The sequence below is a fragment of the Vibrio sp. 10N.286.49.B3 genome (assembly GCF_002873395.1).
GTDB lineage: Bacteria > Pseudomonadota > Gammaproteobacteria > Enterobacterales > Vibrionaceae > Vibrio.
Window position 1 is genome coordinate 197,159 of sequence record NZ_MCUV01000035.1, and the last position, 22,158, is coordinate 219,316.

16 protein-coding genes are annotated in these 22,158 nt (G+C 40.3%); 8 read left to right on the forward strand and 8 right to left on the reverse strand.

The features are described 5' to 3' along the window. The first annotated feature begins 422 nt into the window (after positions 1-422). Complete coding sequence (gene dapD / locus BCU68_RS13135; RefSeq protein ID WP_102565200.1) at positions 423-1,454, forward strand: 2,3,4,5-tetrahydropyridine-2,6-dicarboxylate N-succinyltransferase; 1,032 nt, start codon at positions 423-425, stop codon at positions 1,452-1,454. 114 nt (positions 1,455-1,568) lie between these two features. Here dapD and BCU68_RS13140 read toward each other — a convergent pair whose 3' ends face one another. Continuing rightward, positions 1,569-2,753: an NnrS family protein gene (locus tag BCU68_RS13140; RefSeq protein WP_102565201.1), complete on the reverse strand. Its 1,185-nt coding sequence runs from the start codon at positions 2,751-2,753 to the stop codon at positions 1,569-1,571. A gap of 475 nt (positions 2,754-3,228) precedes the next feature. Here BCU68_RS13140 and BCU68_RS13145 point away from each other — a divergent pair, with 475 nt between their 5' ends. Together BCU68_RS13145 and BCU68_RS13150 are read left to right on the forward strand one after the other, a co-directional pair. Beyond that, entirely contained in the window at positions 3,229-4,233 is a 1,005-nt protein-coding gene (locus tag BCU68_RS13145; RefSeq protein WP_102565202.1) for a substrate-binding domain-containing protein, read from the forward strand. 121 nt (positions 4,234-4,354) lie between these two features. Further along, positions 4,355-5,701 (forward strand): MATE family efflux transporter, encoded by a 1,347-nt coding sequence (locus tag BCU68_RS13150; protein WP_102565203.1) that lies wholly within the window; start codon positions 4,355-4,357, stop codon positions 5,699-5,701. A 68-nt stretch (positions 5,702-5,769) separates the two neighbouring features. Here BCU68_RS13150 and BCU68_RS13155 read toward each other — a convergent pair whose 3' ends face one another. After that, the gene (locus tag BCU68_RS13155) at positions 5,770-6,684 is read right to left on the reverse strand and encodes a LysR family transcriptional regulator (RefSeq protein WP_102565326.1); all 915 of its coding nucleotides are present in this window, start codon (positions 6,682-6,684) and stop codon (positions 5,770-5,772) included. Between the two features lie 152 nt (positions 6,685-6,836). Between BCU68_RS13155 and chrA the strand changes: the two genes are divergently transcribed. From chrA to BCU68_RS13170, 3 genes are all read left to right on the forward strand, one after another. Beyond that, positions 6,837-8,021, forward strand: a complete 1,185-nt coding sequence (chrA, locus tag BCU68_RS13160) for a chromate efflux transporter (RefSeq protein WP_102565204.1) — start codon at positions 6,837-6,839, stop codon at positions 8,019-8,021. A 208-nt stretch (positions 8,022-8,229) separates the two neighbouring features. After that, complete coding sequence (locus BCU68_RS13165) at positions 8,230-9,915, forward strand: AMP-binding protein (RefSeq protein ID WP_102565205.1); 1,686 nt, start codon at positions 8,230-8,232, stop codon at positions 9,913-9,915. Between the two features lie 83 nt (positions 9,916-9,998). Further along, positions 9,999-10,220: a VF530 family protein gene (locus tag BCU68_RS13170; protein ID WP_102565206.1), complete on the forward strand. Its 222-nt coding sequence runs from the start codon at positions 9,999-10,001 to the stop codon at positions 10,218-10,220. 68 nt (positions 10,221-10,288) lie between these two features. Here the strand turns inward: BCU68_RS13170 and fusA are convergent, their stop codons facing one another. Beyond that, the gene (fusA, locus tag BCU68_RS13175) at positions 10,289-12,373 is read right to left on the reverse strand and encodes an elongation factor G (protein WP_102565207.1); all 2,085 of its coding nucleotides are present in this window, start codon (positions 12,371-12,373) and stop codon (positions 10,289-10,291) included. 264 nt (positions 12,374-12,637) lie between these two features. Beyond that, a complete protein-coding gene (radA, locus tag BCU68_RS13180; protein WP_102565208.1) occupies positions 12,638-14,029 on the reverse strand; it encodes a DNA repair protein RadA in 1,392 nt (463 codons plus the stop codon). 257 nt (positions 14,030-14,286) lie between these two features. Between radA and BCU68_RS13185 the strand changes: the two genes are divergently transcribed. Further along, a complete protein-coding gene (locus tag BCU68_RS13185) occupies positions 14,287-16,632 on the forward strand; it encodes a PilZ domain-containing protein (protein ID WP_102565209.1) in 2,346 nt (781 codons plus the stop codon). 60 nt (positions 16,633-16,692) lie between these two features. Here BCU68_RS13185 and serB read toward each other — a convergent pair whose 3' ends face one another. Beyond that, entirely contained in the window at positions 16,693-17,673 is a 981-nt protein-coding gene (gene serB, locus BCU68_RS13190; RefSeq protein ID WP_102565210.1) for a phosphoserine phosphatase, read from the reverse strand. Positions 17,674-17,794: 121 nt separating this feature from the next. Here serB and BCU68_RS13195 point away from each other — a divergent pair, with 121 nt between their 5' ends. Then, positions 17,795-18,400, forward strand: a complete 606-nt coding sequence (locus BCU68_RS13195; RefSeq protein WP_102565327.1) for a YtjB family periplasmic protein — start codon at positions 17,795-17,797, stop codon at positions 18,398-18,400. Between the two features lie 78 nt (positions 18,401-18,478). On the opposite strand, the gene BCU68_RS13200 is transcribed toward BCU68_RS13195, so the two are convergent. The 3 genes from BCU68_RS13200 to deoC form a co-directional block, all read right to left on the reverse strand. Next, complete coding sequence (locus BCU68_RS13200) at positions 18,479-19,699, reverse strand: phosphopentomutase (RefSeq protein ID WP_102565211.1); 1,221 nt, start codon at positions 19,697-19,699, stop codon at positions 18,479-18,481. Between the two features lie 50 nt (positions 19,700-19,749). Next, a complete protein-coding gene (gene deoA, locus BCU68_RS13205) occupies positions 19,750-21,078 on the reverse strand; it encodes a thymidine phosphorylase (protein ID WP_102565212.1) in 1,329 nt (442 codons plus the stop codon). Between the two features lie 92 nt (positions 21,079-21,170). After that, on the reverse strand, positions 21,171-21,947 hold the full coding sequence (deoC, locus tag BCU68_RS13210) for a deoxyribose-phosphate aldolase (protein WP_102565213.1): 777 nt from the start codon (positions 21,945-21,947) through the stop codon (positions 21,171-21,173). Positions 21,948-22,158: the final 211 nt, after the last annotated feature.

The window sequence follows — 22,158 nt, forward strand, 5'->3', positions numbered from 1 at the left end:
CCCTTTGAAATTTACAACAAGCTAATGAAGCTATATTAATCAAATGGTTCCATTGTTTTTTATATTCTTGTTCCGAGTTGCAGCAGAATCACAAACTTTTACAAAATGACATTTTATTGATACTCCACTGACATTTACAGAATGATATAAGGTTACAAGGCTATATCGTTATGCAACTCCTTCCATTGAAGCAAGTGTTGATAAAGCAATGTATTAAGAAATAACAAGGCATTAGGAAAATCTCTTTATCGATAAATATCGCTAAAAAGACAAAGGGTATCGTCTTAGAGACTTTTAGCACTTTGACGCTTTCATATCCCTTTGCCTCTCTTTATGATAAAAACATAGTCAGATTTAATATCGGCTCATTAGGCAGAATTAATGAGTCGATGCATAATAATTTAAAGATATGGAGATACACTATGACTCACTTCGCATTTGCTTTTGGTACAGCAACAAAAAACCGTGATGGTAAAATTATTGAAGCTTTCTTCCCTAACCCGCTACTAAACCCAAGTGAAGCTTTAATTGCTGACATTGCAAAAATCACAGGATATAGCGAAGGGAATCAAACCATTGAAGTATCTGCTTCACAAAGTGCTGAGCTAGCAGGTATCTTTTCTAATCATGATCAACAACGTAATGCTGATTTTGCTCAACAAGCAGCAAACTCACAGCAACCACTGGTTATTGTTGTTCTTGCTTCTGATGAACAGCCGCAATCTGTTGCTGAAGGCTTCCTAAAATTACAACTTATCTCATCTCGCCTTATCCAACCACATGGTACGGTTCTTGATGGTATCTTTGGTCTACTGCACAATATTGCTTGGACAAATAAAGGTCCTATCGATCTACCAGAATTAGCAGATCGTCAAATTGAAGCGCGCCTAGCGGGTGAAACCATTACGGTTGATTGTGTCGATAAATTCCCGAAAATGGTTGATTACATTGTTCCAACCGGTGTTCGTATTGCTGATACTTCTCGTGTGCGTCTTGGTGCTCATGTCGGCGAAGGCACTACAGTCATGCATGAAGGTTTCATCAACTTTAACGCAGGTACTACAGGTGTAAGCATGGTTGAAGGTCGTATTTCAGCGGGTGTTGTCGTTGGTAATGGCTCTGATATCGGTGGTGGTGCTTCGATTATGGGCACACTATCTGGCGGCGGTAAAATGGTGATCTCTATTGGTGAGAATAGCTTACTAGGTGCAAATGCTGGTCTTGGTTTCCCAATGGGCGATCGTTGTACGATTGAGTCAGGTTTGTATGTTACTGCTGGTACAAAAGTTCGTATGTTGGATAATGCTGGTCAAGAAGTTGAAATCATTAAAGCTCGCGATCTTGCTGGTGTATCGGATCTGCTTTTCCGTCGTAACTCAATCACAGGTCAAATTGAGTGTCTAGCAAACAAATCAGCAGTTGAACTAAACAGCATGCTACACAGCAATAACTAATTTACTTTCTCTTATACTCACCTATTTAAGGTCGATATAAGCGATATAAAAAGAGGCAATAGCTTAAATCATTCACGATACGAGCTATTGCCTTTTTATTTCATCGAGACTAAATTAGCCAGGGTGACCATCAACTCTTGGTGTCACTAACATTCTGCCAAACTTCCACACATACAAACCAAAAGCCAATACCCATAAAGCCGCACTGATATTTAATAAATTGATCATTTGTGCTGGGAAAAAGCTCACACCAACACTACGTAGCAGAGCCGCAATGAAGATAGCAGCAAAGGCTAACCACATACTTGGACCTTTATAGATTGCTCGACCCGTATGACCCATAGTGACTCGTGCGATCATTGCTAGGATCAGACCACCGAGTGCGCCAATAGCAAAAAGATGGATCATGCTATGACTGGCAAATGGGTTCGCTAATAATCCACGTAATAATAAACTAAGTGGGATACATAAATACGCTAAGTGCAGTGACCAGACTAACGGCTCACTTAAGGTTAAATATGGCTTCCAACGCATAAATCGAATAAATTGCACCACTCCGGCAAAGAGCATAATTGGCTGACCTATTTGATTAAATACTAATGGAAAAAAGCTTAAAATAAATAGCATCAGCAGAGGTAAAGTTGCCAACCATTCCAACCAAAGAAGTGGTTGTGCTTTTTCAAAATTAAACCTTTTCGCAGTGAAAAATGGAATGACTCTTCCGCCCATAATTGAGAGTAATAAAGTAAACCACCACAACATAGCTTGCCATACCGCAGACGATGAGAAAGGTGGTAATCCTTTAATTGTTGCATAACTGGCAAAGTTAGCTGCAATCGCCAATACAAACAGGGGAATAAAAAATAAGTTCTTCCAGCCTTTTGAATAAAACACTCGAAAGCCAATTTCATAGGCAGCTAGGGCTAAAAATAGCGCTTCTACACTAGAAATGAGCCACAGTGGTGTCGGCGTCCAAAATAAGATCCTCGGTAATAACCATAAGAGGACTAACAAGGCTAAACGATAATGCTTAGTGCCATTAACCCCTGTCCAAGTTTGCACTGCGGTCAAAACAAATCCGACGACAATCGCCATCGAGAATCCAAATAGCATTTCATGCACATGCCACCACAGAGCGGGAACTGACAAAGCATCCGGCTGACCTTTTTGGAACATAACCACCCAAATAACAACGGCAATAATGGCGTATAAGCTACCTAACAAGAAGAAAGGTCGAAAACCTAGACGAAGATAAGCCGGTATCTGCTCCTCTACACTTTTATCGGTAATATTTAACAAAGTTAGTCCTTATTTATATTCACGTGCTGTACATCACTATAGTTGCCAAAAGGGCATAAAGTATCATGTTCAACAAAAAATCAGTTATCGCATGTTATTTACTAGAGCAAAATACAAGCCAGAATATAATGCACTTAAAATCAATAACTTAAATTAAATAACAAACAAAAGATGTCATTAAGACAACAGATCGCACTTATCAAAATGACAACAGGTTATCTCTTTGACAATCTGACATTTACTTATTTAATAATTATCATTCCTTTTTGAGCACTACAAATATGAAATCTATAAATAAAACAGGGCTAATAAGATTATTTGATCATATCAAACTATAATAAGTGTAACGTTTACAGTAATATTACTGACATTAATACAGAGAGTTATCGACATAGTTTTGTCAAAGCATTAAACAGCTATGCGTTATTAACATTATTAATTCCTATTCATTACGTTCAAGGAAAGAGGCTAAAATATGGCTACTATCAAAGATGTCGCACGTGAGGCAGGAGTCTCTGTCGCTACGGTATCTCGAGTCATCAATAAATCACCGAAAGCCAGCGCAGCCTCAATAAAAATTGTCACTAAAGTCATGACTGAGTTAGGTTATCGACCTAATGCAAATGCTCGCGCACTCGTTAGCCAAAGCACGAATACCATAGGTGTTCTTGTTGGTGACGTCTCCGATCCTTTCTTTGGAACGCTAGTCAAAGCTGTCGATAACATTGCGCGTAAGAATGGCAAACATATCTTAGTTGGTAATGGCTATCACGATGCAAAAGAAGAAAAACATGCTCTGGAGCTATTGATTAATAACCGTTGTGAATCTCTGGTTATACATTCAAAAGCACTGTCTGATGAAGAATTAATTAACTATGCAAAAGAGGTAAAAGGACTGGTTCTTATCAACCGTCTTATTCCTGAAATAGCGCATCGATGCATCTCTTTAGATAACCGTAAAGGAGCTTTTCTTGCCACTGAATTATTAATTCGTGAAGGTCACCACCATATTGCATGTATTGCCTCTTCGCATCAAATTGAAGATGTTAGTGAACGTATTGATGGCTACCATGATGCATTGAAACACTATGGTATGACGCCACATGAAAACTTAATTGAGTTTGGTGAACCAAATAGCGAAGGGGGGGAAAGTGCAATGACCAACCTACTGGCTCGCTCGCAACCTATCACAGGTATCGTTGCGTATAATGATTATATGGCTGTCGGTGCGCTATCGATTTTAGAAGATAATGACTTTAGTGTCCCGCAACAAATATCTATGGTTGGTTTTGATGATGGTTTGATCGCTCGCTATGTCTCTCCAAAACTCACTACGATTCGCTATCCTATCCAACTGATGGCAGAAAAAGCTGCGATTTTGGCACTTTCCCTATCTAAAGGTGAGAAAAATGAATCTGAAAATCTTATTTTTTCACCGACGATAGTCAAGCGAGGTTCGGTTGACAAGTGCTCGAAATAATAAAGACTTGGTTTATAACAAAAAGTGCATATAATGACCAACCTTGATCGAGATCTCATTATTTATGGAAAAATTTGACGCCTCTTAAGATTAACTTCCTATTGAGATATTGCTGATTACTATGCCTAACTCCAACTCGAGCCTTAATAAGCGTATGAATATCGTGGCACTAACGTGGCCGATATTTATTGAAATACTCCTTCGTACCGCTTTAAATACCAGTGATGTATTTATGCTAAGCGGCTACTCTGATGCAGCCGTTTCTGCCGTTGGTGTTATTTCTCAGCTTTCCTTCTTTCTGATCATCATGTCAACCATGGTGAGTAGCGGTACTGGCATTTTAATTTCGCAGTATAATGGTGCCGAGCGCTACCGTGAAGCCTCTCATGTCGGTATTGCCAGTACCTTTTTAGCACTAGGCATCGGCTTACTATTAAGCTTGCTTGCCATTATTGCTGCCAACTATTTCCTACCGTTATATGGCTTAGAGCCTGAAGTTGAGGCATTTGGTTACTCGTACCTGTTCATTAGTGGGGCGTTTACTTTTAACCTAACGCTGGGGATTGTTTTCTCAACAATATTACGCAGCCATGGCTATTCTCGTTCGCCAATGGTAATCAATTTAATTGCGGGTGTTATTAATTTATTTGGTAACTACTGTGCTTTATATCAACCTTTCGGACTTCCTGTTTATGGTGTCCCAGGCGTTGCGATTGCCACTGTATTTAGCCAAATTGTGGCAACCTTACTGCTATGGATAACGCTTCGTAGCCATAATGTTGAATTACCTTTTAAACAGTTTCGTCAAATTCCCCGTTTAATATACAAAAAAATAATGCAAATTGGCGTGATGAATGCTGGTGAGGTTTTATTTTATAACTTGGCGCAAATAGCGATCACTTTCTTTGTGGTCAAAATGGGCACAGCTTCTCTCGCTGCCTTTACTTATGCTCAGAATATTGCTCGACTCTCTTTTGCCTTTGCGTTATCTCTAGGTCAAGCAAGTCAAATTCAGACCGCTTACTATATTGGTAAAGGCTGGAGTGAACAGATTTTACGTAAGGTACAATGGTATTTTGTGATCGGATTTATCGCCTCAACTTCACTAACATGCCTTATCTACTTTTTCCGTTTTCCTATTATTAACTTATTTACTCAAGAACCAGAGATTGTCTCTTTAGTTGCACTGCTCATCACAGGTTCAATACTATTAGAAGCGGGTCGTGTCTTTAATCTTATCTTTATTTCTGCTCTTAAAGCGACAGGTGATATTAAATTCCCTATCCAAATAGGTATCCTTAGCATGTGGGGAATTGGTGTTACTTTTAGTTATTTATGGGGAATCCATTGGGGCTATGGACTGATCGGGGTTTGGCTTGCTATCGCTGCCGATGAGTGGCTACGAGGATTGATCATGGCGAGACGCTGGCGTAAAAAAGAGTGGGTAAGGTTTAACCTCACTATTTAACCTATCAAGCCCCATCCATTCGCTTACCAATAGACTCAAGCTGCTATTGGTAAGCCTATAGCCATACCTTAATTAGACAAACAGTTCTGTATGACCCCTGACAACCACTGCTGTTTATCTTGAGTCGTTTGATTGGTTTGCCAAACTAATGAAATATCAAAGTCTGCTACTGGTAGCGGTGGCACAATCATCTCTAAGTTATCATTCATCATCTCTGCTTCCGCCATGCGTTTAGGGACGATAGCGATCAATGGTCTTTCATTTAACAAGCGCCTAATCGTTAAGAAACTGCGCGAAGCCACTGTTACTGTCCGCTTTAAACCTAAGTCAGCAAGCTGTTGATCGACATGGGTGGATAGATCACCATCAGGACTAATTAACGCTTGCTCGATATTGCAAAAGTCACTGACCGTAAAAGGATCGCTCAGTGTTAGCACCTTTGGATCAAATAGGCAGACATGCTCTTCGGTATAGAGCTTTAAACTTGAATACTGCGACTGTAATTGAGGGATACTACCAATAACGACATCGAGCTTTTCTTCTGCAAACATAGAGACATAATTATGTCGATTAACGTTGATAAAACTGATTTGCACCTTGGGCGCAGAACGTCGAATAGCGTCATAAATAATTGGAGCAAAAATCAATTCAGCATAATCTGTCAGCCCAATACGACAAACACCACTGTAGGTTTTTGGCTCAAAGACTTCACTCGATAACAAATCTCTTTCAATATGCTCAAGAATTAGCATGACACTCGGAGCTAAGTGGTGAGCTCGCTCTGTGGCTTGCATTTGATGCCCTTTTCGCTCAAACAAAGGATCATTAAACCACACACGCAAACGAGAAAGGCTGTGACTCATTGCCGATTGGCTAACATGATTTTTTTCTGCTGCAGCACTGACACTATTGAGTTCATATAAAGATCGAAATGAAACCAATAAGTTTAAATCTATATTTTTCCAGTTCATCATAGCGCTTATATTCATTGTGTTATCAAATAGTGAATAGAGAAAGTGACGACAACCCCACTACATCCCATATTATTCATAGTATAAATCAAAACTATCAATTTGAGTCATGAGACTATTTTTTTTACTCTCCTACCATCACTTCACTCAATAACGAAATATCAATGTTCTCTATTTTTAAAACCTTTTTACTACTTGGCTTTGTGAGCTTTGGTGGCCCTGCTGCTCATTTAGGCTACTTCCGACAGTCTTTTGTCGAAAAATATAAGTGGTTAAGTGATGAAGAGTACGCGCAGATTGTCGCTTTAAGTCAGTTTCTACCAGGTCCTGGTTCGAGCCAAGTCGGATTTGCTATCGGATATAAAAAAGGCGGCTGTTTGGGAGGGGTCATGGCTTTCCTCGGCTTTACCCTGCCTTCTGTGCTGCTGATGGTTATGCTGGCAATATTGAGTCATCAGTTCATAGACTCCACTCTTTTTACTAGTATTATTCACGGACTAAAGCTGCTGGCTGTTGTGGTAGTCGTCGATGCTTGTTGGGGGATGTATAAGAATTTTTGCCAAGATAAAATTACGATAGGTTTATGTGCATTAACGGCAATAGCCCTACTCATTATACCCAGTGTTACCAGCCAAATAGCCGTGCTTATATTTGCCGCTATCATTGGGTATTACTTTCTAAATACCCCCTCTGATCAACAAGCTCAACGACTAGATAACCAGAATATTGCGAGTAAGAACATTGTCTCTTGGCCACCGCTGATTATCTTTCTCATCGGTCTATTAGCCTTACCATTACTAAGCTCACAACACACTTTTATTAACCTCTTCTCTCACTTTTTCCAGGCGGGGAGCTTTGTTTTTGGTGGTGGCCATGTCGTATTACCACTATTACAGAATAATATTGGTACGCAATTATCTCCAGATAGCTTTTTAGCTGGCTATGCATTTGCACAAGCAGTACCTGGTCCAATGTTTACTTTGGCAACCTATATTGGTTATGAATTACTACCTAATAGCCCAATAACGGGAGCTCTGATTGCCACCATTGCTATTTTTACACCCGGTTTTTTATTGATGCTTGCAGTACTTAAAAACTGGCAGAAAATCGCTGCTATTCCTGCGATATCAGCATCACTACGCGGAGTAAACGCAGCAGTTGTTGGTCTACTGCTCGCTGCGCTGTATTCACCCATTTATAGCCATGCAGTGGTCAGTGCATCCGATATGGCATTGGTTATTTGTGGCTTCTATCTTCTTAAGCAAATAAAGTTACCTATTGTTTATTTAGTCCTCTTTTTTGCTCTTAGCGCCGTAATTATTGATGTTAGCTTATTAAAAATAATTTAATTTCAGATAATTAAGCCAAATTCGCAACTATGCTTTCGCTCCTACTCGGTGCTTATTACTATTAAATAAGCACCTTTTCTTCGTTTAAAAGATAAGAATTTAAAGAAAAGTAGTCCGACCACTTCAACAAAATAGAAATTACCTGCTAAAGTTTACAAATAATTAACAATAACACCCCTATATAAAAAAATAAAAGGTATTTCTAACGATGAACCAGCCTAATCCTAGCCTAGAGAAAACGTGCTCAATCGCACCTCCCAATGAACTCATTCTTCGTTGGGCAGAAGAAAAACCTAATAGTGTCTATTTAAAGCAAATTATTAATCGTGAGTTTGTTGAGTATACCTTTGCTGATGTTGCAGATATGGCTCTAAAGCTGGTTTCTGCTCTGCGTGATTTAGGCATCAAGCCAGGAGATAAAGTCGGGCTTATTTCAAAGAACTGTGCTGAATGGTTTATTTGTGATCTTGCAATGATGCTTGGTGATTATATTAGCGTGCCTATCTTCCCAACTGCAGGGGCTGATACCATTGAATACTGTCTAACTCACAGTGAATGTAAGGCATTAATTGCAGGTAAACTCGATAATAAAGTATTTACCGAACAAGTCATCGCATCTCAGCACGATCTCATTACTATTGCACTGCCTTATGACTCTGCTCCTAAATGCCAACATGACTTCACTGCTCTCATTAAATCTGCAACACCGAGTACTGAGCGCCCTGTACACTATGACGAGAAATTAATGTCACTTGTCTACACTTCGGGTACTTCAGGTCCTCCTAAGGGAGCAATGCTAACCTATGGCGCTTTTTCATGGTCAGTATCACAACTGACCGAACATATTGGTATTGAAGAAAGTGACCGCTTATTTTCTTACTTACCTTTAGCGCATATTACTGAGCGAGTGTATATCTTTGGCTCATCAATTACAGGTGGAGTAGAAACCGCTTTTCCTGAGTCCTTAGATACCTTTATTGAAGATGTTAAAATGCAGCGCCCAACGCTGTTTATTTCAGTGCCACGACTATGGACACTCTTCCAACAGCGCATTCAAGATAAGTTGCCACAGAAAAGGCTTAATATATTACTTAAAATCCCTTTCATTAATACGCTGATTAAAAAGAAACTAGCTGATAACCTTGGTCTTGATCAGGCTCGTGTTGTGGGTTGTGGCTCGGCACCTGTCCCTCCTTCTCTACTTCAATGGTACGAAAGTATTGGTATCCATATTACAGAAGCGTGGGGAATGACAGAAACCTTTGCTTACAGCACGATCAACCACCCTTTTAGAGCAGATAAAATTGGTAGCGTGGGGAATGCTGGACCAGGGATTGAATTAAAAATCTCTTCAGAAGATCAAGAGATCATGGTGCGCAGTAAAGGCTTATTTAGTGGCTACTATCTTAATGATGAAGCAACGAAAGAGACTTTTGACTCAGAGGGTTGGCTACATACTGGTGATATTGGCTCTATTGATGAAGATGGCTACCTAATGATTCAGGGGCGCAAAAAAGATACCTTTAAGACCGCTAAAGGGAAATTTGTTGCTCCAGTTCCGATTGAGAAAAAATTATTTGAATATAGCCGAGTGGAAATGATGTGCTTAATTGGCCTTGGTTTGCCTGGACCTATTTTACTTGTTGTCCCACATGAGTTTACTAATTTTGATCGTAAGCGCTATGAGCGCACCACCAAAAAAATTATTGCTCGCGTCAACAATCAACTTGGTTCACATGAAAAAATCAAAGGGGTGCTGATGATAAAAGAACCCTGGAGTATTGATAATGGTGTACTTACACCGACCTTAAAAATCAAGCGCCATATCCTAGAGCAGAAGTACCATGAAATAGGGCATAACTGGCCTAAAGATAGCCTTATTGTTTGGGAATAGCGCTAAAGGGAAAAATCAAGGTCACTACGCTTGTCTGTATGCCTTATACTAAGGCATACATTAAATAGGCGGAATATTCAGTCATGACACAAGAAAACAATCCTCTACATGGTATTACATTGCAGCAACTTTTAACTAAGTTAGTCGATCACTATGGATGGGAAACGTTAAGCGGTATGGTCAATATTAATTGTTTTAAAAAAGACCCGAGCATTAAATCAAGTTTAAAGTTTTTGCGTAAAACAGACTGGGCAAGAACAAAGGTCGAGAACATTTATATTGACCTAATTCACCAGAATAAATAGACATAAAAAAACCCCGATAGTCAGACTATCGGGGTTTTTTACTAAATATTAAATCAAGAAGTTGCTAATTACTTAGCTGCTTTCTCTTCTTTAACTTTAGCGATTACTGCTTCAGCAACGTTCGCTGGACAAGCTGAGTAGTGTGCGAATTCCATAGAGAATTGGCCACGACCAGAAGTCATTGTACGTAGTGAACCGATGTAACCGAACATCTCTGAAAGAGGAACGTCAGCTTTGATACGTACGCCAGTAACGCCAGCTTGTTGATCTTTGATCATGCCACGACGACGGTTAAGGTCACCGATAACATCACCAACGTGATCTTCTGGAGTGAACACGTCAACAGCCATGATTGGCTCAAGAAGTTGTGCACCAGCTTTAGGCATAGATTGACGGAATGCGCCTTTCGCTGCGATTTCAAATGCGATTGCAGATGAATCGACTGCGTGGAAACCACCATCAAACAGTTCAACTTCAACGTCTAGAGTTGGGAAGCCAGCAAGAACACCGTTTTCCATCATAGAACCGAAGCCTTTTTCAACTGCAGGCCAGAATTCTTTTGGTACGTTACCACCAACAACTACTGATTTGAACGTGAAACCAGAGTTTGGCTCACCTGGTTTGATACGGTAATCGATCTTACCGAATTGACCAGAACCACCAGATTGTTTCTTATGCGTGTAGCTATCTTCAATTGCTTGAGTAATAGTTTCACGGTAAGCAACTTGTGGTTGACCAACAATTAGGTCTACGCCGTATGTACGCTTAAGGATATCTACCTTAATGTCTAGGTGAAGTTCACCCATACCTTTAAGGATAGTTTCGCCTGAATCTTCATCAGTCTCAACTTGGAAAGATGGATCTTCTGCAACCATCTTACCGATAGCGATACCCATTTTCTCAGAACCGCCTTTATCTTTTGGCGTTACAGCAATTGAGATTACTGGAGTTGGGAATACCATTGGCTCAAGAGTTACTTGATCTTTTGGATCACAAAGAGTGTGACCAGTCTGTACGTTCTTCATACCAACGATAGCGATGATATCACCAGCTTGAGCTGAAGTAAGTTCGTTACGGTCATCTGCTTGCATCTCAACCATACGGCCAACACGCTCAGTTTTACCTGTAAACGAGTTAAGGATAGTGTCACCCTTGTTTAGTTTACCAGAGTAAATACGTACGAATGTTAGTGCACCAAAACGGTCATCCATGATTTTGAATGCTAGCGCTTTAAATGTTTCGTCAGCAGAAACGATAGCGTGAGCGCCTGTTTCTTCGCCTTCTTCATCCATTAGAGGTTGTGGATCAACTTCTGTTGGTGAAGGTAGGTAATCAACAACTGCATCAAGAACTAATTGCATGCCTTTGTTTTTGAATGCTGAACCACAGTATGCTGGGAAGAATGCCATTGTGCGAGTACCCTTACGGATACATGCTTTAATTTGGTCAATAGTTGGTTCTTCGCCATCCATGTATGCCATCATTAGATCGTCATCTTGCTCTACAGCAGATTCGATTAGCATTTCACGGTATTCTTCTACTTGATCAACCATGTCCGCAGGAACATCAGTGATTTCGTAGTTCTCAGGAAGACCAGTGTCATCCCAAACGAATGCTTTACGAGTTAGAAGGTCAACAACACCAACGAATTCGTCTTCGATACCGATAGGTAGAACCATAACTAGTGGGTTAGCACCTAGTACGTCTTCAGTTTGCTTAACAACGCGGTAGAAGTCAGCACCCATACGGTCTAGTTTGTTAACGAAGATGATACGTGCAACTTCAGATTCGTTCGCGTAGCGCCAGTTAGTTTCTGACTGAGGCTCAACACCACCACTACCACAGAATACACCGATACCGCCATCAAGTACTTTAAGAGAACGGTAAACTTCAACAGTGAAGTCAACGTGTCCAGGAGTATCGATAACGTTAAAACGGTAATCTTTCCAGAAACAACTTACAGCTGCTGACTGGATAGTAATACCGCGCTCAGCTTCCTGTTCCATGAAGTCAGTAGTCGATTCACCATCATGAACTTCACCAGTCTTATGGATTTGGCCAGTTAGTTTTAAGATACGCTCAGTTGTGGTAGTTTTACCCGCATCAACGTGCGCGAAAATACCAATATTTCTGTATTTAGATAAATCAGTCATCGTTTTACTCTATTAATAAGGTATAAATTGCGCGCAGAGTATATCACAATCTGTCACGACTGATACCTTTGTATGTGTGTGGATGTAAAAAAGATATCTTAACGCATTTCAATGCACGATAAATATAGTCTAGAAAAAAAAACCTATCCAGTGTGTCAGCCTCAATCGATACCAATATTGATCGCACAACCTTTACTCAATTATGCTTATATCGATTAAAAAATAGAATAAGTGCCTTACTTTCATGCATGCAATGCGATAAAATTAGTTAATAAGTTCAATTAGTTCGTGAACCGTTTTTACTGGTGTCACTTTAGCACCCAACCCTTCCATTGACTTATGATAATTACGAAATGGAATAAAAATCTCGGTAAAACCATGTTGAGCGGCCTCTTTTACACGAGGAACACCACTATCAATAGGTCGAACATCACCATTTAAGCTAAGTTCACCCATAATACAGGTTGTGCGCGGAACCACAAACTCATTCAAACTACTCAATAATGCAGCAACTAGCGCTAAATCGATACAGGTTTCTGATTCATCAATTTTTAACCCGCCAACAATATTAAAAAAAGTATCATGGTATATTTTGGTTTTCGTATGCTTACGTAAAATACCCGTCAGCATCTTAATTCGATTCATATTTAACCCCACACAAACTCGCTGTGGATACTCCGTTTCCGTTTCCGTGGTTAAACATTGAATTTCTAAGAGTAAGTTTCGGTTACCTTTGCGAATACAAGTAATCGCAGAACCTGGTGATTCTGTGGTTGATCCCGATAAGAATATTTCACTCGGGTTATCGACACTGAGCATTCCTCGCTCACTCATCCTAAAGATTCCGACAGTATCCACATCGCCAAAGCGGTTTTTATTTGCACGCAATGTTCTAACCTGACCATCATTCGTATCAATATGAAGCAGAGAATCGACGATATGAACTAAGGTTTGTGGCCCCGCAATCTCATTGTTTTTATTAACATGAGCAATGATAAACATGGTGACATTATTTTTTTTACAGTATTGGGTGAGAGCTTGCGCTGCACTTTTTACTTGTGATGGTGAGCCTGGACTACCATTTGCTGTTTCTGTTACCACCGCTTGTATCGAGTCAATGACGGCAAATTTGATGTTGTTTTTATCTAATTCATCAATAATCGATTCAACACTTGTTTCTGACAGCAGGAATAAGTTCTCCTCATTGTAAGATAACTTTAGCCTATCAACTCGGTTCTTAAACTGCGACAGTGACTCCTCAGCGGTACAGTACAAAGAAGCAACATCGTGAGATAAACGTGCAACCAGATCGGATAGTAAAGTGGTTTTACCCGCTCCAGGATCGCCTGAAATAATATTAACCGAGCCAGCCGTTAAGCCACCACTCAGTACGCGATCTAATTCACCGATATGAGTCAGTTTCTTTTCTGCTTCAACCGCTTTAACTTCGCTGAGTTTTTTTGCCCCACCGCCCACTTCTCCAGCATAACCAGAAATCGAAGAACGCGCCGAAGCCTTAGCAGATGAAGCATTACTGGTATGCAAACGAACTTCTGCTAAAGTATTCCATGCACCGCATCGACACTGCCCCTGCCAACGTGGGTAGTCCATGCCACAATCATTACATACATATGCTAACTTTGGTGCTTTAGCCATTCATTGACTTCCTACTCTATAATTGACTTCAAATAATATATTGGTGCGATCATAATCAATTACCTTAAGAACATAATCACAACAATAGACTATAAATGTCTCTATACTTAAATATCTCATTACATAGACTTAAACTATGAATTACGGTAAAATCTTAGCCGATCCACACGTCATAAAATGCTGATTTATCGCGCCTCCTGCACTGTATTACAGCAACCAACCTGACATACATTAACCATTTACTCTAACAGAAAAATATGCAGCCATCTGAAATTCTCTCATTAGCTGAACGCCTCATTCCTGTCTACAATGCGAAAGATTTTGAGTACGTTTTATCTCAATTAACAACAGGAGAATCTCCTTCAGTTAAACTGTTAGTTAAAATGGAATTAAAGCGCATCATGGCACCTTGTTCAAAAAGTATCGACCTTCGTGGCCGAGTACAAGGTGAATGCCGTGAGTATGAATTAAATGATAAGATTCATTGGCTTGATGATGTGGCCTTCAATGCTTACCACAAAAGTATCAAACGCTATGGTAGCTATACTGAAGGGGTTTGGGAAACCTTAATAAATACCCGTAATAATTTTCGTGTAATGCATCAAAATGAAGTTAAAACAAAGCAGATTAAACTGACCAACCCAAACAGCCCTTATGAAGCTGAAGTGATCACACTTGGCTATGAATTTAAACGTCAAGAAAATCGCTTAAAAGTCGTTTCTCAAGTCAATATAACCTTACCTAGAAACCAAAAAATCCATGGTCTAAGTATCGATCTATCTTGCTCTGGTGCAAAATTCAAAGTACCCCGTGCATTTAAATATAATTTAGGTGATGTCATAGAGGTCAACTTTGTCGCACTCGCTAAAAAGTCGAACATCGAAGGTATCAACAACACCTTTGAATATCGCATTGTTGGGATTGAAGAAGCCAGTGATAATGACTCAATAAAGTATTTACGAGCTTTAAGGCTTACTGACACTCAAGTTATCGCTCAGGCTATTGAAGAAGCACTAACGACTAACATAAAAAAAACACGCCACGATAATCAAGATAAGATTTTACAAACACGCAGCCGCAGCTATGAACATATTTATCTCAAACACACTTGTAACCTACCCCTTTTCTTTAGTGGTAATGAGTTTAAGTTCGCGCTATTAACCGACAATAATCAATCTATTTGGCAATATTGGCACGATGAACGTAATCAGCAAAGTTTAGGCTCACTATTTACTCCACAGCGAATAAACAATCTAACGCGACAAGGGATGAAAGAAGGCAGTAGTGTCATTTATTCTTTTACTCATGAGCACCAAGATAAAACCTTATTTTACTCGATGATGCTACCTGAGGCCTCACGAGAACAGCGCCAACTTTTCTGGCATATTGGTGCAAAGCGCTCAAGTTGGCGAGCTTTCCGCTTATCCATTTTTGAGTTAAGCCCAAAAGAAACGGAATCTCTCGCTAAGCACTCTGTCGATTTAGCTAATAATGCTGACAATCTTACGCATTGTGGCATTTTACAAGAGATCAGCACTGAACAATCAGCACAAGATTATTTACTGACTGAGAAACCTCGTATTGCGAGCAGTGAACTTAATAAATTTCGCCATACAAGGCAGATCATAGGTCAACCACAAGGGCTTTATTTCGACGCACAAACTCGACGTAAAGAACCCCGTTATCAATTTAGCTCTCCTTTAGTTATTACGACATCAAAGTCGCAACAGAGTACAGGAACGACCATTGATCTATCTAAGCGTGGACTCTACTTATCGCTTGATAATCCATTAACACTAAAAAATGGTGATGTGGTTGATATTAATTTCAAAGAGCTGCAAAACTACAATAATAAGCTACCTCTGCATAATGTACCTTATGAAGTCATCAGAATTAGCCCTGATGGTAAACAGGTACAATTGGTGATTGAATATAGCTCTGAAGTGCAAAAAATCACGGCTTTCTTCCAAGCACTTATTGAGCATAATCAAGAAAAGTTACTTGAAAAAGAAGAGCAACTGCCCAATTACGAACTACTTGAAATCTTACATCACTTACTTTTAGCGAGAGTGACCAGTGCACCGATTTTTATCGATAAATTTGAAAATAGCATAAGAACCAAAGCAATTGGGATAAACCCACCACTACGCAAACACCTAATGTTGCTATCCAAGCTAGGGCATGAACAAAGGCTATCTTTAGAGCCGATCTTTAAAGGTCGTTCAAATACCTTGCTTGCTGCTCCAATGAAGAGAATTGAAGGTGCAGAGCCACAGCATCATGAAATCTATCTCGCTGCAGTAAAAAATGGCGACACAATAAAATCAATACATACTTATCTCAGTAGTGATTTTAAACAGGTTAGTGACCGGATTCGTTTTATTAAAAAAGCGAAACAACTGGGAGAGATCCACGTTTTACGGATATCAACAGCTCCAATATTCAACCCTCTCACCTCTTTGCTGCAAGCTGATATAAATGAGTTAACGCAAATCAGTATGTATCAGGCAGGAAAGTTAGAAAATGAAATTTTGGCCATGATTGGATACAGTGAAATTGATAATATCACTGAAGAAGTCTTAATTCGTCTTGAACTAACTTAACTTAGTTATATAGTAGAATCGTGAGCCTAAGATGCAACCTTAGGCTCATTCATACCATGATTACGGTTTTGGCTGCCAACTAACTTTTTTCTGCTGAGCAAGTACGCCGGATAAGATACAAAGAACCCCACCTAAACCAGAAAAACGTACGGCGGCTTGTGCTGCATGCTCCACTGCTGGTTTTGCATGATAAGCGATTCCCAAACCAGCTGTTGTCATCATAACGAGATCATTAGCCCCATCACCAACCGCGAGTGTGTTATGAACTTCAATCTCGTACTTATCAGCCAGCTCAACTAAAATATCAGCCTTGGTTTGTGCAGAAACAACATCACCAATAAGCTTACCGGTTAATTTACCATCAATGATTTCTAATTGGTTTGATTGAGCAAAATCGAGATCTAAAGTATCTTGAAGGTAATCGGAAAAATAGGTAAAACCACCGGATGCAATTGCCGTTTTCCAGCCCAGTGATTTAAGCGTATTAACCAATTCTTCTAGGTCCGGCATAAAAGGCAGTCCTGAACGAACTTGCTCTAATATGCTCGCATCTGCACCTTTTAAAGCGCCAACTCTTTGACGTAAACTCTGTTCAAAATCGAGCTCACCTTGCATCGCTTTTTCAGTAATATTAGCAACCATTTCACCGACGCCTGCTAATTTTGCGATTTCATCAATACACTCAATTTGTATGGCCGTTGAGTCCATATCCATAACAATAAGGCCAGGTCTTGATAAATCAGGAACCTCTGATAAGCTCGCATAATCTAACTTGATTGACTGCAAAAACTGCTCATGTGCTGCAGTTAACTCACCGGCCATTAAAGCCACTTCATAATACCCGACTTTCCATACATCTAAAATCTGGCTATTCTTGTTTACAGATAAATCCATTTGATCAAAATATTGAGGATCTAAGTATTCAGAAAAAACAATCCAACTACCTTTTGATCTTACCAATGGGCTTACCGCTATCACTTCTGGCAAACGTTTTTGTAATGAAGTATGCTTTTTTATGGGTAAAGCTTGTAAAACATCCATGATTCTAATTCCTTATTAACCTAACAAGACGTTAACCTATTGCAATTTAAAAACGCAAGTCTCAATATGTATAAAATGCTAATTTCTTCAATTTTTCCTCTTAATTGGACACACGTATATGATAGATGACTCTCTATTCTCAATTCGAAATGCACTTCGTGTGATCACACTTATAGTAATTGGCGGGTTATTTTTCTTCACCATAAAAAATAGCGCAATGATCAGTAAGGGAAATGAGCAAATCCAAGCTAGGCAGCTAGAAACATTAACCAAGGTATTAAGCTCACAAGCTGCATTATCAGCTAGTACGATGATCGCAGAGCAAGATCAAGAGCGCTTACTGCTACTCACCAATCAACTCGCACAAGATCGACTGGTATTTGATGCAACAATTTATGATGCAGAAGGCATTCGACTTGCATCGAGTGACGGGGCTATGTCGGCAAGAGAAGTGCTAGGGCTAGATACACCTTTATCAACCGCAAGTATTGGTCGCCAGCAATTAGTGGAACCGGTATTTAGTAACCATGCCATTATTGGCTTTGTGCGACTTACCTTTGAAACAGGTAAGGTCACAGCCATATCCGATCACCATTACCGAAAAAGTGATCGCAATATGTATATCATGCTCTTAATGAGCTTTCTGACAGGTATTATGCTCATATTAGTTGCTTACAATAAGCCAAGAAGACCTCAAGAAAATTTACTTCTTAGAAGTCACACATAGATAAAAGGCCTCGATATGACTATCGAGGCCTCATTTTTAGCTTAACAACTATCTGTAAAATACTAGCTGAGATTAGTATTATAGAAAATTCGTTCCATAATCCATCGCGGATACACCAAAGTAGTGCGCTAAACTTTGTCCAATGTCGGCGAAAGTATCGCGACGACCTAGAGAGCCTGCTGGCACGTTATGACCATAAACAATCACTGGGATATGTTCACGAGTATGGTCACTACCAGGCCAAGTTGGGTCACAACCATGATCTGCAGTAAGAATTAGCACATCGTCTTCTTCCATCATATCAATGATTTCATTAATACGACTATCAAAATACTCTAGTGCGGCTGCATAACCTGCAACATCACGACGGTGTCCATAGGCCGAATCAAAGTCAACAAAGTTAGTAAATACAATCGTGTTATCACCAGCGGCTTTGATCGCTTCTTTCGTTGCATCAAACAGCGCAGGAATCCCGGTTGCTTTTGTTTTCTGAGTAATACCACAACCGGCATAAATATCAGAAATTTTACCAATAGAGTGAACGTCACCACCCTTCTCGTCGACTAGCTTTTGCAGTACGGTTGCTGCAGGTGGCTCAACCGATAAATCACGACGATTACCTGTTCGTTCAAACTGACCTTTACCAGAACCAATAAACGGACGAGCAATAACACGACCGATATTATAACTTTCCAATTCTTCACGAGCGATTTGGCACAGATCCAGTAAATTTTGTAGACCAAACGTTTCTTCATGACAAGCAATTTGGAAAACAGAATCAGCAGAGGTATAGAAAATTGGCAAGCCCGTTTTCATATGCTCCTCGCCTAATTCATCCAGAACCTGTGTTCCTGATGCATGGCAGTTACCTAAGTAGCCTGATAAACCAGCACGCTTTAAAATGCTATCTGTCAGCGCTTTAGGGAAGCTATTTTCCTTCTCTGTAAAGTAGCCCCAATCAAATAAAACGGGAACACCTGCAATTTCCCAGTGACCTGATGGTGTATCTTTGCCAGATGACAGTTCAGCGGCATGCCCATAAGCACCGATAACTTCAACGTGTGTATCCATACCTGGAGCAAAGTGACCTGTCGACTCTTTATGAGCCATCGCCAAACCGAGCTTAGAAAGGTTTGGCAATGTTAGTGGCCCTTTACGGTCGGCGTTGTCAGCTAATCCCTTTTCACAATGTTCAGCAATATGACCCATAGTATCTGAGCCAACATCACCAAACTTAACTGCATCCGCAGACTCGCCAATACCAAATGAATCTAAAACTAAAATAAATGCTCTTTTCATCGTATTCACCAACTAATTGCTATGACGGTGCTTATTTGTGCACGCTTTATCTACACGTCTTCAGAACGGATCTGGCGATAAACATCTGGCGTTGCCTGATACTCTCCACCCACTGTAATCGCGCTTTGTAATGCTTTGGCTGCTTCTTGCCACTGCTCTTCATTGCGAGCGTGGATCACCGCTAGCGGCTTATCTGCACTTGCGATCTCACCTAAGCGAATGAAGTTATCGAAACCAACGGCATAGTCAATGCTATCTGCAGCAACACGACGACCACCACCCATACCAACAACAGCCATGCCAATAGCACGTGTATCCATCGCTGATACTACGCCACTTTGTTGTGCAAATACTGGCTTAATAATATCTGCTTTTTCTAGGTAGCTATCGTAGTTTTCAACAAAGTCCGCAGGGCCACCAAGACCAGCAACCATCTTGCCAAAACACTCGGCTGCTTTACCGTTATCTAGCACTGTCATTAGCTTCTCACGCGCTTCAACAGAGTCTTTAGCTAGATTGGCCAGCACTAACATTTCTGCACATGAAGCCAGTGTTATTTCCAGCAAGCGAGGATTACGGTATTGACCCGTTAGAAAGTCAACCGCCTCTCTAACTTCTAATGCATTACCTGCTGATGAAGCCAACACTTGGTTCATATCCGTAAGAATCGCTGTCGTCTTTGTACCTGCGCCATTAGCAACAGCCACAATCGATTTAGCTAGCTCTTCTGAAGTTTCATAGGTAGGCATAAATGCACCAGAACCAACCTTAACATCCATCACAAGAGAGCCAAGACCTGCTGCTAGTTTTTTAGAAAGAATTGAAGCTGTGATCAGTGAAATATTATCCACTGTTGCTGTGATATCACGTGTGGCATAAACACGCTTATCAGCCGGAGCAAGATCACCTGTTTGACCAATAATAGCCACACCAGCATCCTTGGTTACTTGACCAAAGACATCGTTCGTTGGAGTAATGTTATAACCTGGAATCGACTCTAACTTATCCAGTGTTCCGCCAGTATGGCCTAAACCACGACCAGAAATCATTGGAACAAAACCGCCACATGCTGCGACCATAGGACCAAGCATTAAAGACGTTACATCCCCAACACCACCGGTTGAATGCTTATCAACAATTGGACCACCAAAGTTCATGTGTTCCCAATCAATAACCATGCCTGAATCACGCATTGCACAAGTTAATGCAATACGTTCAGGCATCGTCATTTCATTAAAAAAGATAGCCATTGCAAATGCGGCAATTTGACCTTCTGAAACGGTCTCATCGGCTACACCTTGAATAAAGAAGTTAATTTCTTCTGTGCTAAGTACTTCATTGTCGCGTTTTTTACGGATAATTTCTTGAGGTAGATACATTAGATCCTCCCAAACTCATTTGAGCATAATGATAAAGTAAAGAGGTAATGTGGAGTGGCAATACACCACTCCATTAAACAGACTAATTGTAATTAGTACGCTGCAGGATCTGCAGTTTGATCTGTTACTTCTAATGTATTAAGTAGGTTTGTTAGTAAGCTGGAAGCACCAAAACGGTAGTGCATGTTATCAGCCCACTCAGCGCCTAGTAGCTCATCAGCCATTGCTAGGTAAAGCGCTGCATCTTCTGCTGTACGTACGCCACCAGCTGGTTTGAAACCAACCGTTTTTGCTACACCCATATCACGGATAACTTCAAGCATCATACGTGCAAACTCAGGCGTTGCGTTAACAGGAACTTTACCTGTTGAAGTTTTGATAAAGTCAGCACCAGCTTCGATACAAATTTGAGAGGCTTTTTTGATCAACCCTTCTTCTTTTAATTCGCCAGTTTCGATGATCACTTTAAGTGTAATATCACCACAAGCTGCCTTACACTGCTTGACAAGCTCAAAGCCAACTTCTTCGTTACCAGACATTAGCGCTCGGTATGGGAATACAACATCAACTTCATCTGCACCGTAAGCAACTGCTGCTTTAGTTTCCGCAACAGCGATAGCAACATCGTCATTACCGTGTGGGAAGTTAGTTACAGTAGCAATACGTACTTCTGGCGTACCTTGCTCACATAGTGTCTTTTTCGCAATAGGGATAAAGCGAGGGTAGATACAGATCGCTGCTGTATTACCTACTGCTGTCTTAGCATCGTGACAAAGTGCGATAACCTTTTCGTTAGTATCATCGTCATTTAATGTCGTTAAATCCATAAGTTTAAGTGCACGTAAAGCTGCTGCTTTTAAATCGCTCATTTCTATCTCCGATCAATATATTCAATAGTTAGCTACTTTGCCTTTCACCATCTAAGTAAGTGAAATAAGCACAGTAACAACAAATGAACGGACTTGGTTCCTTGAAGACTTAACTCCCCTAGAAAAAGAGTTAATTGCTATCCTTGTCACCGCACAGTTAGTCTGTTTGGTTTTATGCACCACTGTAAATTGCTGGGTGTCTAACTTGTAT

What these genes read in the sequence shown, in the direction of transcription:
- BCU68_RS13170 (WP_102565206.1), top strand. Translation starts at nt 9,999, where the DNA reads ATGACACAAGAAAACAATCCTCTACATGGTATTACATTGCAGCAACTT.
- BCU68_RS13165 (WP_102565205.1), top strand. Translation starts at nt 8,230, where the DNA reads ATGAACCAGCCTAATCCTAGCCTAGAGAAAACGTGCTCAATCGCACCT.
- BCU68_RS13145 (WP_102565202.1), top strand. Translation starts at nt 3,229, where the DNA reads ATGGCTACTATCAAAGATGTCGCACGTGAGGCAGGAGTCTCTGTCGCT.
- BCU68_RS13150 (WP_102565203.1), top strand. Translation starts at nt 4,355, where the DNA reads ATGCCTAACTCCAACTCGAGCCTTAATAAGCGTATGAATATCGTGGCA.
- serB (WP_102565210.1), bottom strand. Translation starts at nt 17,673, where the DNA reads ATGGATGTTTTACAAGCTTTACCCATAAAAAAGCATACTTCATTACAA.
- chrA (WP_102565204.1), top strand. Translation starts at nt 6,837, where the DNA reads ATGTTCTCTATTTTTAAAACCTTTTTACTACTTGGCTTTGTGAGCTTT.
- BCU68_RS13200 (WP_102565211.1), bottom strand. Translation starts at nt 19,699, where the DNA reads ATGAAAAGAGCATTTATTTTAGTTTTAGATTCATTTGGTATTGGCGAG.
- radA (WP_102565208.1), bottom strand. Translation starts at nt 14,029, where the DNA reads ATGGCTAAAGCACCAAAGTTAGCATATGTATGTAATGATTGTGGCATG.
- dapD (WP_102565200.1), top strand. Translation starts at nt 423, where the DNA reads ATGACTCACTTCGCATTTGCTTTTGGTACAGCAACAAAAAACCGTGAT.
- BCU68_RS13185 (WP_102565209.1), top strand. Translation starts at nt 14,287, where the DNA reads ATGCAGCCATCTGAAATTCTCTCATTAGCTGAACGCCTCATTCCTGTC.
- deoA (WP_102565212.1), bottom strand. Translation starts at nt 21,078, where the DNA reads ATGTATCTACCTCAAGAAATTATCCGTAAAAAACGCGACAATGAAGTA.
- fusA (WP_102565207.1), bottom strand. Translation starts at nt 12,373, where the DNA reads ATGACTGATTTATCTAAATACAGAAATATTGGTATTTTCGCGCACGTT.
- deoC (WP_102565213.1), bottom strand. Translation starts at nt 21,947, where the DNA reads ATGAGCGATTTAAAAGCAGCAGCTTTACGTGCACTTAAACTTATGGAT.